18 protein-coding genes and 1 pseudogene are annotated in these 16,775 nt (G+C 72.3%); 9 read left to right on the top strand and 10 right to left on the bottom strand.

Annotation, left to right across the window (positions count from 1 at the left end):
- The first annotated feature begins 219 nt into the window (after positions 1-219).
- Positions 220-564, top strand: a complete 345-nt coding sequence (locus tag CKY47_RS12275; protein WP_306745851.1) for a hypothetical protein — start codon at positions 220-222, stop codon at positions 562-564.
- An 852-nt stretch (positions 565-1,416) separates the two neighbouring features.
- Here CKY47_RS12275 and CKY47_RS12270 read toward each other — a convergent pair.
- Positions 1,417-2,157: an isoprenyl transferase gene (locus CKY47_RS12270; RefSeq protein ID WP_306746015.1), complete on the bottom strand. Its 741-nt coding sequence runs from the start codon at positions 2,155-2,157 to the stop codon at positions 1,417-1,419.
- Between the two features lie 123 nt (positions 2,158-2,280).
- On the opposite strand from CKY47_RS12270, the gene trhA reads away from it, so the two are divergent.
- Complete coding sequence (gene trhA / locus CKY47_RS12265) at positions 2,281-2,958, top strand: PAQR family membrane homeostasis protein TrhA (RefSeq protein WP_306745850.1); 678 nt, start codon at positions 2,281-2,283, stop codon at positions 2,956-2,958.
- A gap of 45 nt (positions 2,959-3,003) precedes the next feature.
- Entirely contained in the window at positions 3,004-3,303 is a 300-nt protein-coding gene (locus CKY47_RS12260) for a hypothetical protein (protein ID WP_306745849.1), read from the top strand.
- A 9-nt stretch (positions 3,304-3,312) separates the two neighbouring features.
- Here CKY47_RS12260 and CKY47_RS12255 read toward each other — a convergent pair whose 3' ends face one another.
- From CKY47_RS12255 to CKY47_RS12245, 3 genes are all read right to left on the bottom strand, one after another.
- Entirely contained in the window at positions 3,313-4,359 is a 1,047-nt protein-coding gene (locus CKY47_RS12255; RefSeq protein ID WP_306745848.1) for a M1 family aminopeptidase, read from the bottom strand.
- Between the two features lie 45 nt (positions 4,360-4,404).
- The gene (locus CKY47_RS12250; protein WP_306745847.1) at positions 4,405-4,962 is read right to left on the bottom strand and encodes an ATP-binding transcription factor AbmR; all 558 of its coding nucleotides are present in this window, start codon (positions 4,960-4,962) and stop codon (positions 4,405-4,407) included.
- Between the two features lie 108 nt (positions 4,963-5,070).
- The gene (locus CKY47_RS12245) at positions 5,071-7,038 is read right to left on the bottom strand and encodes a thioredoxin domain-containing protein (protein ID WP_306745846.1); all 1,968 of its coding nucleotides are present in this window, start codon (positions 7,036-7,038) and stop codon (positions 5,071-5,073) included.
- A 53-nt stretch (positions 7,039-7,091) separates the two neighbouring features.
- On the opposite strand from CKY47_RS12245, the pseudogene CKY47_RS12240 reads away from it, so the two are divergent.
- Positions 7,092-7,844: pseudogene (locus CKY47_RS12240) on the top strand (metallophosphoesterase); the annotation flags it as partial.
- Here CKY47_RS12240 and CKY47_RS12235 read toward each other — a convergent pair.
- Positions 7,844-8,125 (bottom strand): hypothetical protein, encoded by a 282-nt coding sequence (locus CKY47_RS12235; protein WP_371320660.1) that lies wholly within the window; start codon positions 8,123-8,125, stop codon positions 7,844-7,846. The pseudogene CKY47_RS12240 and the gene CKY47_RS12235 overlap by 1 nt on opposite strands.
- Before the next feature lie 20 nt (positions 8,126-8,145).
- A complete protein-coding gene (gene mca, locus CKY47_RS12230) occupies positions 8,146-9,027 on the bottom strand; it encodes a mycothiol conjugate amidase Mca (RefSeq protein ID WP_306745844.1) in 882 nt (293 codons plus the stop codon).
- A 125-nt stretch (positions 9,028-9,152) separates the two neighbouring features.
- Between mca and CKY47_RS12225 the strand changes: the two genes are divergently transcribed.
- Both CKY47_RS12225 and greA read left to right on the top strand, forming a co-directional pair.
- Positions 9,153-9,563 (top strand): DUF4307 domain-containing protein, encoded by a 411-nt coding sequence (locus tag CKY47_RS12225; protein WP_306745843.1) that lies wholly within the window; start codon positions 9,153-9,155, stop codon positions 9,561-9,563.
- Positions 9,564-9,748: 185 nt separating this feature from the next.
- The gene (gene greA / locus CKY47_RS12220) at positions 9,749-10,243 is read left to right on the top strand and encodes a transcription elongation factor GreA (protein ID WP_306745842.1); all 495 of its coding nucleotides are present in this window, start codon (positions 9,749-9,751) and stop codon (positions 10,241-10,243) included.
- A gap of 69 nt (positions 10,244-10,312) precedes the next feature.
- Here the strand turns inward: greA and CKY47_RS12215 are convergent, their stop codons facing one another.
- Positions 10,313-10,807, bottom strand: a complete 495-nt coding sequence (locus CKY47_RS12215; protein WP_306745841.1) for an Lrp/AsnC family transcriptional regulator — start codon at positions 10,805-10,807, stop codon at positions 10,313-10,315.
- A gap of 73 nt (positions 10,808-10,880) precedes the next feature.
- On the opposite strand from CKY47_RS12215, the gene hppD reads away from it, so the two are divergent.
- The 3 genes from hppD (at position 10,881) to CKY47_RS12200 (ending at position 12,823) form a co-directional block, all read left to right on the top strand.
- Positions 10,881-12,062: a 4-hydroxyphenylpyruvate dioxygenase gene (gene hppD / locus CKY47_RS12210; protein ID WP_306745840.1), complete on the top strand. Its 1,182-nt coding sequence runs from the start codon at positions 10,881-10,883 to the stop codon at positions 12,060-12,062.
- A gap of 169 nt (positions 12,063-12,231) precedes the next feature.
- Complete coding sequence (locus CKY47_RS12205; protein WP_306745839.1) at positions 12,232-12,468, top strand: hypothetical protein; 237 nt, start codon at positions 12,232-12,234, stop codon at positions 12,466-12,468.
- A gap of 82 nt (positions 12,469-12,550) precedes the next feature.
- Positions 12,551-12,823 (top strand): DUF2277 domain-containing protein, encoded by a 273-nt coding sequence (locus CKY47_RS12200; protein WP_306745838.1) that lies wholly within the window; start codon positions 12,551-12,553, stop codon positions 12,821-12,823.
- Between the two features lie 55 nt (positions 12,824-12,878).
- Here the strand turns inward: CKY47_RS12200 and CKY47_RS12195 are convergent, their stop codons facing one another.
- The 3 genes from CKY47_RS12195 to CKY47_RS12185 all read right to left on the bottom strand — a co-directional run bounded on the left by CKY47_RS12195 (position 12,879) and on the right by CKY47_RS12185 (position 16,771).
- Entirely contained in the window at positions 12,879-14,030 is a 1,152-nt protein-coding gene (locus CKY47_RS12195) for a cystathionine gamma-synthase (RefSeq protein WP_306745837.1), read from the bottom strand.
- 82 nt (positions 14,031-14,112) lie between these two features.
- On the bottom strand, positions 14,113-15,285 hold the full coding sequence (locus tag CKY47_RS12190) for an RDD family protein (protein WP_306745836.1): 1,173 nt from the start codon (positions 15,283-15,285) through the stop codon (positions 14,113-14,115).
- A gap of 115 nt (positions 15,286-15,400) precedes the next feature.
- A complete protein-coding gene (locus tag CKY47_RS12185; RefSeq protein WP_306745835.1) occupies positions 15,401-16,771 on the bottom strand; it encodes a cystathionine beta-synthase in 1,371 nt (456 codons plus the stop codon).
- Between the last annotated feature and the right edge of the window lie 4 nt (positions 16,772-16,775).

The raw sequence follows: 16,775 nt of genomic DNA, 5'->3' as shown, positions 1-16,775 counted from the left end.
CGTGCGCGCCCGAACGGGCACACAGGTCGCCCCTGTGGGACATAGCCAATAGACCGACAGAAAAGTAGTTCACACGATGGTGTTATCGGACTGGCGCCGGGGCGCGTACCGGGTAAATTACCGATGCGAGGGCATCACGCCTGAGCCGCCAGACTCCCCGAATGCTCGACAGGGATCACGGGGGACATCGCAATTCCCACCAGAGGAGTGTGTTTGCACATGTTCAAGAAGGCAGGCGTCGTCGCCATGGCCGCTGCCGGCCTCATGTTGCTGGGCTCCCCGGCCTTCGCGACCGCCGGTGACGACCACGAGGGCTGGGGCGGCAGCACCGCCATCGGCGAACTGGAGTACTACTCCGAGTACGACGAGGTGAACTTCTCCGACCACGACGAGTTCGAAGAGGGCGAGACGGAGTCGATCACCATCCTGAGCAACATCAACGTCTGCGACATCATCCCGATCCCGATCCTCTCGGACGACGAGACCTACTGCATCAACGAGGACAACGACAACAACGACAACAACGGCGACGAAGAGAACGTCGTCGTCCACGGCGACAAGTAAGTCGACGGCCCGTGGGCTTGCACTGATGAAGCCCGAAGGGCGGCACCCCCGCGGGGGTGCCGCCCTTCGGGTGTCGGGCAGCCGCGAAGCCGGCGCAACAGCGGACTCCTGATGTCGAGCACACGAGCACACCAAGCTGTCGGCCATGGCGTTGCTCTTGGTCGAGGAGTCACCCACCAGGAGCTTCGTCACGTCTCCAGCACGGCCGCAGCCTGCACCACCAGGTTGGATACGGCTCATCGAACCGAAGGGGTTCGGTGCCCGCACGACGGCGTAGCGACGTGTGGAACCCGGAAGTAGCCGGCCGCGAACGATGGGTGGGCGCCGACTGGGCGGCGCGGGGAACCGTCGGGTCCCGCGGGCGAATCGGTCGACGTTGTGGGCACAGGAGGCGTTGACGTCGCGCTTCAGGTCCACGTCGAGCGACTCGTCGGGGTCGGGCTCAGGGCTGTAGCCAGGCACCAGGTGCAGTTCGACACGCTCGGCGTTGGCCCGCAGGCAGGATCGGACGACCTTGCTGCGGTGCACCGGGGCGGTCGGCGACGACGTGCACTTTCCGGTCCACGCGGCGAGGAACGCGGCGGACCGCAACACGCCGCGCGAGGCGACCGCCGACATGACGTCGACCCGCAGTCGCTTGCCGGTCACCCGGACGACCGGCGTGCGGACCTCGGACACCCATGACGCGGCCGGGTGGTGCGCTGTCCGAGCGCGACCCGCACTGGTCCATCCGCGCGACCGCGGCGCCCACGGCGTTCGACCGTGCCTCGATCACCGGGTACTCCTCGTCCAGCCAGGCCCGCACGACCGGTTCGGCACCGGGGCCGCCGACCTCAGGAGGAGTGGCGCTCCTCAGGAGCCGAAGCGGCGGTGGCGGACGGCGTAGTCGCGCAGGGCGCGCAGGAAGTCGGTGCGGCGGAACTCCGGCCAGTACGCCTCGCAGAACCAGAACTCCGAGTGCGCCGACTGCCACAGCATGAACCCGGACAGCCGCTGCTCCCCCGACGTGCGGATCAGCAGGTCGGGGTCGGGCTGGCCGGAGGTGTAGAGGTGCTCGGCGATGTGGTCGACGTCGAGGACCTCGGCCAGCTCCTCGATCGTGCCGCCGCTCTCGGCGTGCTTCTGGAGCAGCTTGCGCACCGCGTCGGCGATCTCCTGGCGACCGCCGTAGCCGACCGCGACGTTGACCTCCAGGCCCGTGCGGTCCCTCGTGCGCAGGGAGGCGGCGGACAGCCTGGCCGCGGTCTCGGTGGGCAGCAGGTCGAGCGCGCCGACGTGCCGCACGCGCCACGGGTTGCCGGGTTCGGCCAGCTCGTCGACGATGTCGGCGATGATGTCGAGCAGCGGCACCAGCTCCTCGGCCGGGCGGTCGAGGTTGTCCGTGGACAGCATCCACAGCGTCACCACCTCGACCTCGGCCTCGCGGCACCAGGTCAGCAGTTCCAGGATCTTGCGCGCGCCGGCGCGGTGGCCGTGGGCGACATCGGTGAAACCGGCCTCCTTGGCCCAGCGGCGGTTGCCGTCGAGCACGACGCCGACGTGGCGAGGTCGTTGCCTGCCGTCGAGCCACCGGGTGAGCCGGTACTCGTAAATCGGGAGGAGGAACCCGTCCTTGATGCGCTCGCGAAGACCCACGCTGGCAGAGCGTACGCCGGGTGGTCCTGGTCACGCCGCCGCGTGCTGCCGGCGTACTTACGGTCCCGTAACCTCGGGCAGGTGAGCACGTCGACGCACTCGAACCAGCCGGAGCCCTCACTGCGGCCCCGCCTGCGCGGCTGGCTGCACCTCTGGTCCTTCGTCGTCTCGGTGGCGACGGGGGCCGTGCTGATCGCGCTGGCCGCCTCCACCGTGTCCGCCAAGGCCGCCCTCGCCACGTCCGTGTACGGGGTGACGGTGCTCGGCCTGTTCGGCGTGAGCGCCCTGTACCACCGGGTCAACTGGGTGAGCGTGCGGGCGCGCACGTGGATGAAGCGCCTCGACCACTCGATGATCTTCGTGTTCATCGCGGGCACCTACACCCCGTTCGCCCTGCTGGCGATGCCCCCGTCCACGGGCAACGTCGTGCTGGCCGTGGTGTGGATCGGCGCCCTGGGCGGCGTGACGCTGAAGCTCGCCTGGCCCCACGCACCGCGCTGGCTGGGCGTGCCCATCTACATCGCCCTCGGCTGGGTGGCGGTCTTCGTCCTGCCCGACCTCCTGCACCACGCGGGCGTGGCGGCCCTGGTGCTCATCGTCGTGGGCGGCCTCCTCTACACGGCGGGCGCGATCTTCTACGCCACCCGCTGGCCCAACCCCTGGCCGCAGGTCTTCGGCTACCACGAGTTCTTCCACGCGGCCACGGTGGTGGCGGCGATCTGCCACTACATCGCCATCTGGTTCGCGATCTACTCCTGACAGGGGACCGCTGTGGCGTTCGTGACCGGTCGTGCGGTGCGGTGGGTGAGCGACGAGCCCTTCCCCGGGTGGGTCGAGGTGCTGCTGACCGACGCGCACGGGGCGGAGTGGAGCCTGTTCGACAAGCCCACGGCGTTCGACGACGAGGGGCGGCTGCGGGGGAACACTGCCTATCCCGTCGACGTCGACGTGGCGTGCGAGGTGGTGGGCCGCGGGCAGCTGGCGGACGGCACGGAGGTGTTGACGGTGTCCACGCGGCTGCCGTTCGGCATCGAGGCCGCGGACGGGCGGACCGAGTTCCTGGTGGACGTGGACCAGGTCCGGGACCTCGACCAGGCCCGCTAGGGACGGCGGTCACGCCGCGCAGCGCGCCTCGAACTCCGCCGGCGTGGCGTGGCCGTGCGCGAACTCCCCCAGGAGCGACCTCAGGCCGCTCAGCAGGGCGGGTCGGCCGACGCGCGCCTCGACGGCCAGCACGCGGTCCAAGTGGGGCGCGTAGGGGCGGTCGGGCAGCGGCTCGCCGGGCAGGTCGTCCCACGGCCGGCCGCCGGGCAGGAACCGCTCGACGAACAGCCTGCTCAGGTACACCGCGAGCCCTTCGACGAGCCACGACGACGTGCTCACGAGGTTGCCGACCCAGGCGTGCGCCACCTCGTGGCTGACCACGGTCATCGCGTAGCGCGGCACGTCGAGCCGGTCGAGCACGACCTGGTCGAACAGCACCAGCCCCGGCGAGGACATCGCCAGCGACGGGAACTCGTGCACGAACACGGCCTCGCACTTCGGGTACGGGTACGGCACGAGCAGGTCCTCGAAGAACTGCACGGCCCTGGCCAGCAGCTCGGTGACGACGGCGCCGTCCACCGCCGCGCGGGACGCCGGGACGTGCACCGAGGGCGTGACGGCGGCGAACGGCCCGGCCGCCGCGGTGACCACGAGCGGCGGGATGGGGTGCGTCGGCTCGAACACCCGCACGGCGCCGGCGCGGTCGCGCAGGGGCGCGTTGGCCAGGCACGTCCAGGACGGCGGCGCGGTCACGGTCAGCGTCACGGGGGCGCGCAGCCGCTGGTCGTCGAAGCAGCACATGGTGCGCGGCGCGGCGTTGGGGTAGCTGCTGGCGTAGAGGTAGACGCACCCGTCGACGGGGTCGGTGACGCGCCGGAACCCCCGGTCGGAGAACGGGAACAGCGCGTCGACCTCCAGCACGTTGGCCGGGCCGAGGTCGGTCAGCGGGGCGTCGCACCGCACCGGCCGGCCGTTCAGCGTGGCGCTGAGCACCTCGGCGGCGGCGAGGTCGACGTAGTCGCGGCCACCGCGGAAGCGGACCGTGGTGCGCCCGCGCACCTCGGGTCCGGCCGGGTCGAGGTGCCAGGTCAGCGCGTAGGAGTCTACTGAGAACACGGTGATCCCCCCGTCCCCCAAAGTAGCCGGGGGACGGGGGTCCCGTCACGCGAGGTCGGGTCCCCGGCGGCGCAGGTCGTCCACCGCGGTCATGGCGTCGCGCAGCTCGGTGAGCCACGTGTCGGCGTGCTCGCCGACCAGGCGCACGGCCCAGGCCAGCGCCTCGGAGCGGGACCGGGCGACGCCGGCGGCGACGAGCGTGTCCAGCACCTTGCGCTCGGGCTGCCGCAGCCGCGTCATCACGGGCGCGGACAGCGTGGTGAACAGCTCCTCCGTGTCGCCGAGCCGGGCGCCCCAGGCGACCTTGCGCCGGTAGCGGTGCTCGGCCTGGCGCGCGATCCCGATCCGCTCCTCGCGGGTCTGCTCGCGGAACCGGCTGATCCGGCCGGACTCGGCGGCGGCGCGCTCGGCGTCGTCGGCGAACCCGTCCTCCAGCGGCGGCAGGACGCCCACCACCACGATCTCCTCGCGGTCGACGCTCACCTCGGGCGCCCCGGTGAACCACCCGTCGGGCAGACGGCCCGCGAACCAGGCCCCCGCGTCGTCCGCCGGCGGCTGGTCGGCCTGCGGCCAACCGCCCTTGCTTCCCCATCCACGTCGCATCCGGCACCACCTCGATTACATGATTACGACGTAACCGACGCTACGCGCGCACCGCGTGAAGTCCAGGCGGTTCCCCGACGGCGAACAGCCCGCCCGCGGGCCGGCGGCTCACCGGCGCGCGGACAGGGCCTCGCGCAGCTCGTCGACCGAGGTGACGGGCCGGTCGCACACGTAGCCGCGGCACACGTAGGCCGCCGCGCGGCCGTCGACCAGCGGCCGGTCCTCCAGCAGCGGCGCGCCGCCGGGTTCGCCGGAGACGACCACGCCGCCGCCGTGCACCCCGGCCCACGCCGCCCGGACCAGGTCGTCGCCGGGGCCGACCACGGCCACCTGCACCGGTCCCAGCGCGAGGGCCTCGGCGACGCTCAGCCAGTGCCCGGCGAAGCGCGGTTCCCGAGCGACGAGCAGCCCGGCCCGCGACAGGGCGGCCTCCGCGGCGTCCCGGTAGCTCGACGGCCCGCCCAGCACGGATGCCGTGACCAGCGCGGACGCCAGCGACGACGCGCCCGACGGCGTGGCGTTGTCCGACGGGTCCGACGGCCGCTGCACGAGCGCCTCGGCGTCGTCGGCGGTGTCGTGGTGGACGCCGGGCCCGTCGCCCGCGAACCGGGCCAGCGCCGTGTCGAGCAGGCCGCACGCCTCGGTGAACCACCGCGCGTCGCCGGTCGCCTGGTGCAGCGCGAGCAGGCCGTCGGCGAGGCAGCCGTAGTCCTCCAGCACGCCCGCCGCCGTGCCCGCGACACCGTTGCGGGACGTGCGCAGCAGCCGGCCGCCGACGACGTGCGTGCCGAGGAGCAGGTCGGCCGCGCGCACCGCCGCGTCGACCCAGCGGGGCTCGCCGAACACCGCGCCCGCCTCGGCCAGGGCCGCGACCGCCAGGCCGTTCCACGCGGTCACGACCTTGTCGTCGCGGCCCGGCTGCGGCCGGCGGGACCGCACGGCCAGCAGCCTCGCGGCCAGCTCGGGGTCGGCCTCGCCGAGGAGCCGCAGGGTGGACGTGCCGTGCTCGAACGTGCCCTCGTCCGTGACGCCGTACAGCGCGGCGGCGCGGGCGCCCTCGGCCAGGCCGAGCGCCTGGACCAGCTGCGCGGGCGTCCACACGTACGTGGCGCCCTCGACCCCGTCGGTGTCGGCGTCGAGCGACGCGGCGAACCCGCCCTCGGGCGTGCCGAGGTCGCGGAGCAGGAACTCGGCGGTCTCCCGCGCCACCCGCGCGTGCGCCGGGTCGTCGTCGCGGCGGGCCAGGTGGGTGTAGACGCGCAGCAGCAGGGCGTTGTCGTACAGCATCTTCTCGAAGTGCGGCACGACCCACGCCGCGTCCACCGAGTACCGCGCGAACCCGCCGGCGAGCTGGTCGTAGAGGCCGCCGGAGGCCATCGCGGCGCACGTGGCGCGCGCCATCGACAGCGCCTGCACCGACCCGGTGCGCTCGTGGTGGCGCAGCAGGAACTCCAGCACCATCGACGGCGGGAACTTGGGCGCGCCGCCGAACCCGGCGTCGGCCCGGTCGAAGTGACCGAGCAGCGACACCACCGCGCCCGACAGCACCTCCTCGTCCACAGTGGACTGCGGAAGGGGCTGGACCGCCAGCTGGGAGACGATCCCGGCGGCCGACTCGCGCACCTCGTCGCCCTGTTCGCGCCAGGCGTGCTCGACGGCCTCCAGCACCTGCCGGAACGACGGCATGCCGGCGTGCGGCGCGGGCGGGTAGTAGGTGCCCGCGTAGAACGGCTCGCCGGCGGGGGTGAGGAAGCACGTCATGGGCCACCCGCCGTGCCCGCTCAGGGCCTGCGTGACGGCCATGTAGACGGCGTCCACGTCCGGCCGCTCCTCACGGTCGACCTTGACGTTGACGAAGTGCTCGTTCATGTACGCGGCGGTCTCCGCGTCCTCGAACGACTCGTGCGCCATGACGTGGCACCAGTGGCAGGCCGCGTAGCCGACGCTGAGCAGCACCGGTACGTCCCGCTCGCGCGCCTCGGCGAACGCCTCGGGCGACCACTCCCACCAGTCGACCGGGTTCTCGGCGTGCTGGAGCAGGTACGGGCTGGTCGAGGACGCGAGCCGGTTCGTCATGGACCCACGGTAATTCCCCCGCGCCGGGCCGACCGCTCGGCGAGACTGTCCCCGTGATCGACGAACCGACGCGGCAGCCGCACGACCTGCGCCACCTGACCGGCCCGTTCGACGTGGTCGGCGACGTCCACGGGTGCCGGGTCGAACTCGACCACCTGCTGCGCGAGCTGGGCCACTCGCCCGACGGCGGGCACCCGGAGGGTCGCACGGTCGTGTTCCTGGGCGACCTCGTCGACCGCGGGCCGGACACGCCGGGCGTGCTGCGGCTGGCCATGGGCATGGTGGAGGCGGGCACCGCGCTGTCGGTGCGCGGCAACCACGAGGAGAAGCTGGTGCGCGCATTGCAGGGACGCAACGTCCAGGTCGCGCACGGCCTGCGCGAGTCGCTGGACCAACTGGCGCGCGAGACCCCGGCGTTCCGCGCCCGCGTGCTGGAGTTCTGCGACTCCCTGGAGCCGCACCACGTCCTCGACGGCGGCCGGCTCGTCGTCGCCCACGCGGGACTGCCCGAGCGCTACCACGGCGTGCGGTCGCCGAAGATGCGCGCGCTGGCCCTGTGGGGCCAGTCGACCGGCGAGCACGACGAACGCGGCTTCCCCGTGCGCCACCCGTGGGCGCGCGAGTACTCCGGCGCGGCGATGGTCCTCTACGGACACACGCCGGTCGAGGAGCCCGAGTGGGTCAACGGGACGCTGTGCCTGGACACCGGCTGCGTGTTCGGCGGCCGGTTGACCGCGCTGCGCTACCCGGAGCGCGAGCTGGTCTCCGTGCCGGCCCGGCGCACCTGGTACGAGCAGGCGCGGCCCTAGTCCTTCTTCGCGACCCCGGCCCCGGCGTCGGTGCCGGTCCTGGTACCGGCCTCGGCGTCCGGCTCGTCGAACGACGCGGGCAGCTTCTTCAGGTGCTTGTTCATCGAGCGCACCAGGAAGAACACGGCGATGAAGAACAGCACGAGGACCAGGAGGCCCAGCGGGGAGGACTTGCCGAAGTCCTCCTGCTGGCCACCCGGGTCCTTGTCGGTCGACGGCTGCTGCGCGAGCACCAGCGCCGTGGTCCCCTCCGCGGGGACCGGGGCGAGGGCGGGCAGGGCCGGAAGGATCGGGGTCGTCACGCGGTCACCTTCTCCCGGACGCCCGCGAACAGGTCGTCCTCCGGCACGGTGCTGTCGACCAGCGACCTCGCCAGCTCGTACTCCTCCGTCGGCCACACCTCGCGCTGCGTCTCCAGCGGCACGGCGAACCAGCGGCTCGTCGGGTCGATCTGGGTGGCGTGGGCCTTCAGGGCCTCGTCGCGGACCGGGAACCAGTCCGCGCACTCGACCTGCGTGGTGACCCGCTCCATGACGTCGGGCCGGTCCGCGCCCCACCCGGCCAGCCACTCGGCGTACGGCGACTCCTCGCCGGCCGCGAGCAGGGCCTCGTGGAACGCCATCAGCTTCGCGCGGGAGAAGCCGTGGCTGTAGTAGAGCTTCAGCGGCTGCCACGGCTCGCCCAGGTCGGGGTAGCGGTCGGGGTCGCCCGCCGCGTCGAACGCGGCGACGGACACCTCGTGGCAGCGGATGTGGTCGGGGTGCGGGTAGCCGCCGTTCTCGTCGTAGGTGACGATCACGTGCGGGCGGAACTCGCGGATGACCTGGACCAGCGGCGGGGTCGACTCCTCCAGCGGCACGAGCGCGAAGCAGCCCTCGGGCAGCGGCGGCAGCGGGTCGCCCTCGGGCAGGCCCGAGTCGACGAAGCCCAGCCAGCGGTGCCGCACGCCGAGGATCTCGGCGGCGCGCGCCATCTCGGCGCGGCGGATCTCCGCCATGTTCTCCAGCACCTCGGGGCGGTCCATGGCGGGGTTCAGGATGCTGCCCGCCTCACCGCCCGTGCAGGTGACGACCATGACCTCGTGGCCCTCGGCGACGTAGCGGGCCATCGTGGCGGCGCCCTTGCTGGACTCGTCGTCGGGGTGCGCGTGCACCGCCATCAGGCGCAGCTTCTCAACCATGACGGTGGTGCTCCTCCTCCACTACCCGGTCCCGGGGACCTGGCGGACGGGGCCGATCTGCCCCCTGCGACACTCAACCGGTCGCAAGCGGTCATTGTTCCCCACGGGCAGGAAGGCGTTCGCACGTGGCACTGCCCGAAGGTCGGTACGGCGCCCGGCGGCGCCCTCTCCCGAAGTGGGCGCGCTGGTCACTCCCCGTGATCGCGGTGCTGGTCGGCGGCGTCATCGCCTGGGTGGGCTACCGCAACCTCGGCACCATGCCTGTGGAGGCGAAGCAGACCGCGTTCACGGTGCGGGACGACAACGCGGTGGAGATCACCTTCGAGGTCGTCCGCGAGACACCGGAGCAGGCCGTCGTGTGCATCGTCCGGGCGCGCTCCGAAGACGGCGACGAGTCCGGCCGGCACGAGGTCCTCGTCCCCCCGGGAGCCCGCACGGTCCGCGAGAAGACCGTGCTCAGGACGTCGAAACCACCCGTCACCGGAGAGGTCTTCGGCTGCTCGTACCAGGTCCCGCCCTACCTGTCCACGAGGTAGCGGCCAAGCGGGTGATCTGCGCTTTCGGCGGCCGATCCGGGAACAAAACACCGTCGCCGAACGTTCAGTGCGTGTTACTCTGGCCTTTCAGCACGGCCCCGACGCGGGCCGTGTTTTTCCGTTCCGGGTTGGTGCGCCCGGGAACAGCCAGCCCACGCCGTGGGCCGGCGCAAGACAAGGAGTTGGTGACCGTGAGCGACACTGAGGTGACCTGGTTGACCCAGGAGGCCTACGACCGGCTCAAGGGAGAGCTGGACGAGATGATCGAGAACCGCCCGGTCATCGCCGCGGAGATCAACGCGCGTCGGGAAGAGGGTGACCTCCGCGAGAACGGTGGTTACCACGCCGCCCGTGAGGAGCAGGGCAAGCAGGAGGCCCGCATCCGCCAGTTGCAGGAGCTGCTGCGCGTCGCGAAGGTCGGCGAGGCGCCGACGGTCGCGGGCATCGCCGCACCCGGCATGGTGCTCACGGTGCGTTACGCCGGGGACGACGAGACCGAGGAGTTCCTGCTCGCCACCCGCGAGGAGGGCGCGCACGGCGCGCTGGAGGTGTACTCCCCCTCGTCCCCGCTGGGCAAGGCGTTGCTCGGCGCGAAGGACGGCGAGACGCGGGAGTACGAACTGCCCAACGGCAGCACGATGAAGGTGACGCTCATCAAGGCGGTGCCCTACGCGGGCTAGCCCCACAGACACCGGGAGGGGCGGCCACCACGCGGAGGTGGCCGCCCCTCCTGCTCGTCGGGCGCCGGTTCAGCGGATGCGCTCCAGCAGGGGGCGCACGCGGGGCGGGACGGGCGTGGACAGGGCGATCGAGGTCGAGAGCCGCTGCACGCCCGGCACGTCCACGATCGAGTCGATCACCCGTTGCAGGTCGGCGTTCGAGCGGGCCACGAGGCGCGCGAACAGGTCGCCCTGGCCGGTGGTCGCGTGCACCTCGCACACCTCGTTGATGGCGGCCAGGCCGTCGCACACCTCCTGCCGCCTGCCCTGGGCGATCTCCAGCACGGCGAACGCGGTCAGCCCGTAGCCCATCGCGGCCAGGTCGAGCGCCGGCGGGAAGCCGGTCAGCACACCCCGTGCCACCAGCCGGTCCAACCGCGCCTGCACCGTGCCGCGCGCCACCCCCAGCCGGCGCGAGCACTCCAGCACGCCCAGCCGCGGCTCGTCGGTGAGCAGCAGCAACAGCCGCGCGTCGAGCGCGTCCACGACCTGGTCAGAGTGTTCAACCTGCTCGCGTTCAACCATGGCGCACTATACAAAACGACCAGTGAAACAACGGACTGTTGCTCACCCTGACCAGCGTGCACATCCTGGGAGCATGACGCAGCAGCTTGACGACGTGAGCTACGACCAGCTCCGCCAACTCGTGGGCCTGGTCGACTACGACGGGACGCGGGACCCGTTCCCCGTCCGCTCCATGGACGCCGTGGTCTTCGTGGTCGGCAACGCGACCCAGACCGCGTGGTTCTACCAGGTGGCCTTCGGGATGCAGCTCGTCGCCTACGCCGGCCCCGAGACCGGGCAGCGGGACCACAAGTCCTTCGTGCTCAAGTCCGGGTCCGCGCGTTTCGTGATCAACGGCGGCGTCTCGCCCGACAGCCCGCTGCTCGACCACCACCGGCGGCACGGCGACGGTGTCGTCGACCTCGCCCTGGAGGTCGCCGACGTCGACCGGTGCGTCGAGCACGCGCGCAGCCAGGGCGCCACCGTGCTCGTGGAGCCGCACGACCTCGGCGACGAGCACGGCACCGTGCGGGTGGCGTCCATCGCGACGTACGGCGAGACCCGCCACACCCTGGTCGACCGGTCGAAGTACACCGGCCCCTACCTGCCGGGGTACGTGGCGAAGGAGAGCACGGTCGAGCGCCCCGAAGGCGCCCCGAAGCGCCTCTTCCAGGCGGTCGACCACTGCGTGGGCAACGTCGAGCTGGGCCGGATGGACTACTGGGTCGAGTGGTACAACCGCGTCATGGGCTTCGTGAACATGGCGGAGTTCATCGGCGACGACATCGCCACCGACTACTCGGCGCTGATGTCGAAGGTCGTCTCGAACGGCAACCACCGGGTCAAGTTCCCGCTCAACGAGCCCGCGATCGCGCGGAAGAAGTCGCAGATCGACGAGTACCTTGAGTTCTACGAGGGCGCGGGCGTGCAGCACATCGCGCTCGCCACGAACGACATCGTGACGACGCTGAAGGCGATGCGCGCGGCGGGCGTGGAGTTCCTGGAGACGCCGGACTCGTACTACGACGACCCGGAGCTGCGGGCCCGCATCGGCGAGGTGCGGGTGCCGATCGAGGTGCTCAAGGAGCACCGCATCCTGGTCGACCGCGACGAGGACGGGTACCTGCTCCAGATCTTCACCAAGCCGATCGGCGACCGGCCGACCGTGTTCTACGAGCTGATCGAGCGGCACGGGTCGCTGGGCTTCGGCAAGGGCAACTTCAAGGCCCTGTTCGAGGCGATCGAGCGCGAGCAGGAGCGCCGCGGCAACCTGTGACGGGTCCCGGCGGAACTCCGCCGGCGCTCCCCGCGTTGTGGCAGGCGACGGGCCGGTCCGGGTACCCCCGGGCCGGCCTTTCCTGTAGGAAGGCTGACGATGCCCTACCCGGTGCTCCGGGACCGGTACCCTCGGTGGTACCTCGCACAGCATTCACCTGGAGGGTGGCATGGCGCTCGCGGTTCGGGTCACCGCGGTGCTCCCGCTCGTCGGAGTGGTGGCCACGGCCGCGGCGCTGACCGGTGCGGCCTTCTTCTCCGTGGCCCACGCCGGCTGCGCGGAGACCGGCCGCTTCGTGGAGCGCGGGGGCGTGGTCGAGTTCGTCGGCGGGTGCGTGGACGCCGAGGACCTGCCGACCGTCCCGCCCCGCGTCGACAACGCGCGGCTCGGCGACGCCAAGCCGTGAGCCGGCCCTCCCGCCCCTGACGCGCGGAGGTCGGCGCAGGCAATCCGTCGTGGCGCGCGCCGGTGTGCGCGATAGTGGTGTCATGTGTCGCAACATCAGGGTGCTCCACAACTTCGAACCACCCGCCACCGACGACGAGGTCCAGGCCGCGGCCGTGCAGTACGTGCGCAAGGTCAGCGGCGCGACCCGCCCCTCCTCGGCCAACCAGGAGGCGTTCGACGCGGCGGTCGAGGCCGTCGCGGAGGCCACCCGCGTGCTGCTGGACGCGCTGGTGACGAAGGCCCCGCCGCGCGACCGCGAGGTGGAGGCCGCGAAGGCCAGGGAACGCGCGGCCGTGCGCTACGGCCCCCGGTGAACGCCCGCGGCCGACCGGGCGGGCGCCCGGTCGGCCGCGGGGAACCCGGACCGGGTCAGTCGAGCGCGGCGACCAGGTCCGCCACCAGGTCGTCGGCCGACTCGATGCCGACGGAGAGGCGGACCAGGTCGGCGGGCACCTGGAGCAGGGAGCCCGCGGTGCTGGCGTGCGTCATGCGACCCGGGTGCTCGATCAGGGACTCGACGCCGCCCAGCGACTCGGCCAGCGTGAACAGCTCCGTGCGGGAGCACACGCGCAGCGCCGCCTCCTCGCCGCCCTCGACGGTGAACGAGATCATCCCGCCGAAGCGGCGCATCTGCTTCGCCGCCACGTCGTGCCCCGGGTGGTCGGGCAGGCCCGGGTAGAGGACGCGCGTGACCCGGGGGTGCCTGAGCAGCGCCTCGGTGACCTTCTCGGCGTTGTCCGAGTGCTTCTCCATGCGCACCTCGAGGGTCTTGATCCCCCGCAGCGTCAGCCACGCGTCGAACGGGCCGGGCACCGCCCCGGCGCCGTTCTGGAGGAACCCGAACGCCGCGTCCAGGTCGTCGTCCGAGGTCACCAGGGCGCCGCCGACGACGTCGGAGTGGCCGCCCACGTACTTGGTCGTCGAGTGCAGCACGACGTCCGCGCCCAGCTCCAGCGGGCTCTGGAGGTACGGCGAGGCGAACGTGTTGTCGACCACCAGCCGCGCGCCGGCGGAGTGCGCGACCTCGGCCAACACGGCGATGTCGGCGATGTTGAGCAGCGGGTTGGTGGGGGTCTCGACCCAGATCACCCTGGTGTTCGGCCGCACGGCGGCGCGCACCGCGTCGACGTCGGACAGCGCGACGGGCGTGTGCTCGACGCCCCACTGCGACAGCACCTTGTCGATGAGCCGGAACGTGCCGCCGTAGGCGTCGTTCGGGATGACGACGTGGTCACCGGGCCGGCACATCGCGCGCAGCGCCGTGTCGGTCGCGCCCATGCCGGAGGCGAAGGCACGACCGTGCCGCCCGCCCTCCAGCGCCGCCAGGCACTCCTCCAGCGCGGCACGGGTGGGGTTGCCCGTGCGGGAGTACTCGAAGCCGCCGCGCAGGCCGCCGACGCCGTCCTGCGCGTAGGTCGAGGTGGCGTGGATCGGCACGATGACCGAGCCCGTGGTCGGGTCGGGCGCCTGCCCTGCGTGGATGGCCCTGGTCGCGAAACCGTGGTGACCGCTGTCCGTCATGCGCTCAAGGGTACGACCCGCGGAAAAAGCAACCGCCCGCCGGCTGACGACCGACGGGCGGTTGGGTGAAAAACGGACTACCTCACCACTGCTGGGGCGGCTGCTGCTGGCCGGGCTGGCCGTACTGGCCGGGCTGCTGGCCGTACTGGCCGGGCTGGCCCGGCAGCTGACCGGGCTGACCGTACTGCCCCGGCTGGCCCGGCTGTCCGTACGCCTGCTGCCCCGGTTGGCCGTACTGGCCGGGCTGGCCGCCGGGCTGGCCGTACCCGCCGGGCGACGCCGTCTCCGGGGCGTTCACCACGACCGTCTTCATGATCTTGTCGGCCCACGTCTGCTTCTTCGGCTCCCACAGCGGCGCGAAGTAGCCCGCGTAGCAGGGGATGCCGTCGACGACGTGGCACAACTGGCGCACGAACGCGTTGCCGAAGCCGACGGGCCGGCCGGTCTCCTCGCTGACCAGCTTGATCTTCGCGAGCTTCTTGCCGTACGACTGGCCGGTGGTGCCCTGGAGGTACAGCGAGTTGTAGATCGCGAAGGCGATCACCGCCAGGTACCCGATGCCGCCGACGACCAGCGTCACGGTCGGGTCGCCGATGGCCAGGGTGAGGAGCACCACCAGGCCGACGACGACGGCGGGGGCCAGGCCGTCGATGAGGAAGCCCATGGCGCGGGAACCCCACTCGGCGTAGCCGCCGGCGGGCGCCGGGTACCCGGCGGGCTGTCCGTAGCCGGGCTGGCCGTAGGGCTGCTGGCCGTACTGCTGGGGCTGTCCGTAGCCGGGCTGGCCGTACGGCTGCTGGCCGTAGGGCTGCTGCTGCCCGTACTGCGGCGGTTGCTGGCCGTACTGCGGGGGCTGCTGACCGTAACCGGGCTGGCCGTAGGGCTGCTGGCCGTACTGCGGCGGCTGCTGCCCGTACTGCGGCGGCTGCTGCGCCGGGAAGCCGCCGGACGCCGACGCCGGCTGTGCCGGGAAGCTGCCGGAACCGGGCTGCTGGCCGAAGCCGGGCGTGGGCTGCTGCGTCGCACCGGGCGACACGACCTGCGTGGCCTCCGGGTTGGCCGCGGGCTGCTGGCCGGTGGTGGGCTGGCCGGTGGGCATCACGTGGGTGGCTTCCGGGGGCGGGAACGCAGGGGACTGCCCGCCGCTCGGCACGACCTGGGTCGCGTCGGCGTTCGCGGGCTGGGCGCCCTGCCCCTGCTCCTGCTGGTCGTTGCCGCCGAACTGCTGGTTCCCTGGCGGCTGCGGAGCGTTCATCGGAGTTTCCAACCCCCTTGGCACGGGCCGTAGGCGAGTGAGTCGGTGGCCAACGCTAGCGGATCGCGCCGCCCGGGCCACGGGCAACCGGGCAACGCGTCCACACCTCGCCGGTTCAACGACCAGCGAGGAAACCCAGGATGTCCTGCCGGGTGACCACGCCGGCGGGCTTGCCGTCGTCCAGCACCAGGGCACCGTCCGCTGAGGACAGTGCGGTCATCGCGGAGCTGATCGACTCGCCCGCGCCGATGGTGGGCAGCTTCGGCGACATGTGGCGGTCGAGCCGGTCGGTCAGCTGCGCCTTGCCGGTGAACAGCGAGTCGAGCAGGTCGCGCTCGTTGACGGCGCCCGCGACCTCGGCGGCCATGACGGGCGGTTCGGCGTTGACGACGGGCATCTGGGACACGCCGTACTCGCGCATGATCGCGACGGCCTCGGCGACCGTCTCGTTGGGGTGGCCGTGCACGAGGTCGGGCATGGTGCCGTCCTTGCGGCGCAGCACGTCGCCGACCGTGGCGCCGGAGGTGTCGGGCGACAGGAAGCCGTACTGGGCCATCCACTTGTCGTTGAAGACGCTCGACAGGTAGCCGCGCCCGCCGTCCGGGAGCAGCACGACGATCACGTCGTCGGGCCCGGCGGTCCGGGCGACGCGCAGCGCGGCGGCGACGGCCATGCCGCACGAGCCGCCGACGAGGAGCCCTTCTTCCCGGGCGAGCCGGCGGGTCAGCTCGAAGGAGTCGGCGTCGGACACCGGGACGATGTCGTCGCACACCGAGCGGTCGTAGGCGTCGGGCCAGAAGTCCTCGCCGACCCCCTCGACGAGGTAGGGCCGGCCGGTGCCGCCGGAGTAGACGGAGCCCTCGGGGTCCGCGCCGATGACCTTGACCCGGCCGCCGGAGGCCTCCTTGAGGTAGCGGCCGGTGCCGGAGATGGTGCCGCCGGTGCCGACGCCCGCGACGAAGTGGGTGATGCGGCCCTCGGTCTGCCGCCACACCTCGGGGCCGGTGCCGTGGTAGTGGCTGGCGGGGTTCTCCGGGTTGGCGTACTGATTGGGCTTCCAGGCGCCGGGGATCTCGGCGACGAGCCGGTCGGAGACGTTGTAGTAGGAGTCGGGGTGCTCGGGCGCGACGGCGGTGGGGCACACCACGACCTCGGCGCCGTACGCCTTGAGCACGTTGCGCTTGTCCACCGACACCTTGTCCGGGCAGACGAAGACGCACCGGTAGCCCTTCCGCTGGGCCACGAGCGCCAGGCCGACGCCGGTGTTGCCCGAGGTGGGCTCGACGATCGTGCCGCCGGGCTTGAGCTCGCCGCTGCGCTCGGCCGCCTCGACCATGCGCAGCGCGATGCGGTCCTTCACGCTGCCGCCGGGGTTGAGGTACTCGATCTTGGCCAGCACGAGGGGCCGGAGCCCTTCGGCCACCGCGTTCAGCCTCACCAGCGGGGTGTTGCCGACCAGGTCGACGACGCTCTCGACGTACTCCACGACG

It is taken from the genome of Saccharothrix longispora (assembly GCF_030852425.1).
Taxonomy (GTDB): Bacteria; Actinomycetota; Actinomycetes; order Mycobacteriales; family Pseudonocardiaceae; genus Actinosynnema; species Actinosynnema longispora.
The sequence above is the reverse complement of the archived record's forward strand: the minus strand, read 5'-3'. Positions and strand labels throughout refer to the sequence as shown.

Excerpts from the sequence above, each read along its gene's own strand:
- CKY47_RS12275 (WP_306745851.1), top strand. The coding sequence starts at position 220 with ATGTTCAAGAAGGCAGGCGTCGTCGCCATGGCCGCTGCCGGCCTCATG.
- CKY47_RS12250 (WP_306745847.1), bottom strand. The coding sequence starts at position 4,962 with ATGCGACGTGGATGGGGAAGCAAGGGCGGTTGGCCGCAGGCCGACCAG.
- CKY47_RS12245 (WP_306745846.1), bottom strand. The coding sequence starts at position 7,038 with ATGACGAACCGGCTCGCGTCCTCGACCAGCCCGTACCTGCTCCAGCAC.
- mca (WP_306745844.1), bottom strand. The coding sequence starts at position 9,027 with ATGGTTGAGAAGCTGCGCCTGATGGCGGTGCACGCGCACCCCGACGAC.
- CKY47_RS12215 (WP_306745841.1), bottom strand. The coding sequence starts at position 10,807 with ATGGTTGAACGCGAGCAGGTTGAACACTCTGACCAGGTCGTGGACGCG.
- hppD (WP_306745840.1), top strand. The coding sequence starts at position 10,881 with ATGACGCAGCAGCTTGACGACGTGAGCTACGACCAGCTCCGCCAACTC.
- CKY47_RS12205 (WP_306745839.1), top strand. The coding sequence starts at position 12,232 with ATGGCGCTCGCGGTTCGGGTCACCGCGGTGCTCCCGCTCGTCGGAGTG.
- CKY47_RS12200 (WP_306745838.1), top strand. The coding sequence starts at position 12,551 with ATGTGTCGCAACATCAGGGTGCTCCACAACTTCGAACCACCCGCCACC.
- CKY47_RS12195 (WP_306745837.1), bottom strand. The coding sequence starts at position 14,030 with ATGACGGACAGCGGTCACCACGGTTTCGCGACCAGGGCCATCCACGCA.
- CKY47_RS12190 (WP_306745836.1), bottom strand. The coding sequence starts at position 15,285 with ATGAACGCTCCGCAGCCGCCAGGGAACCAGCAGTTCGGCGGCAACGAC.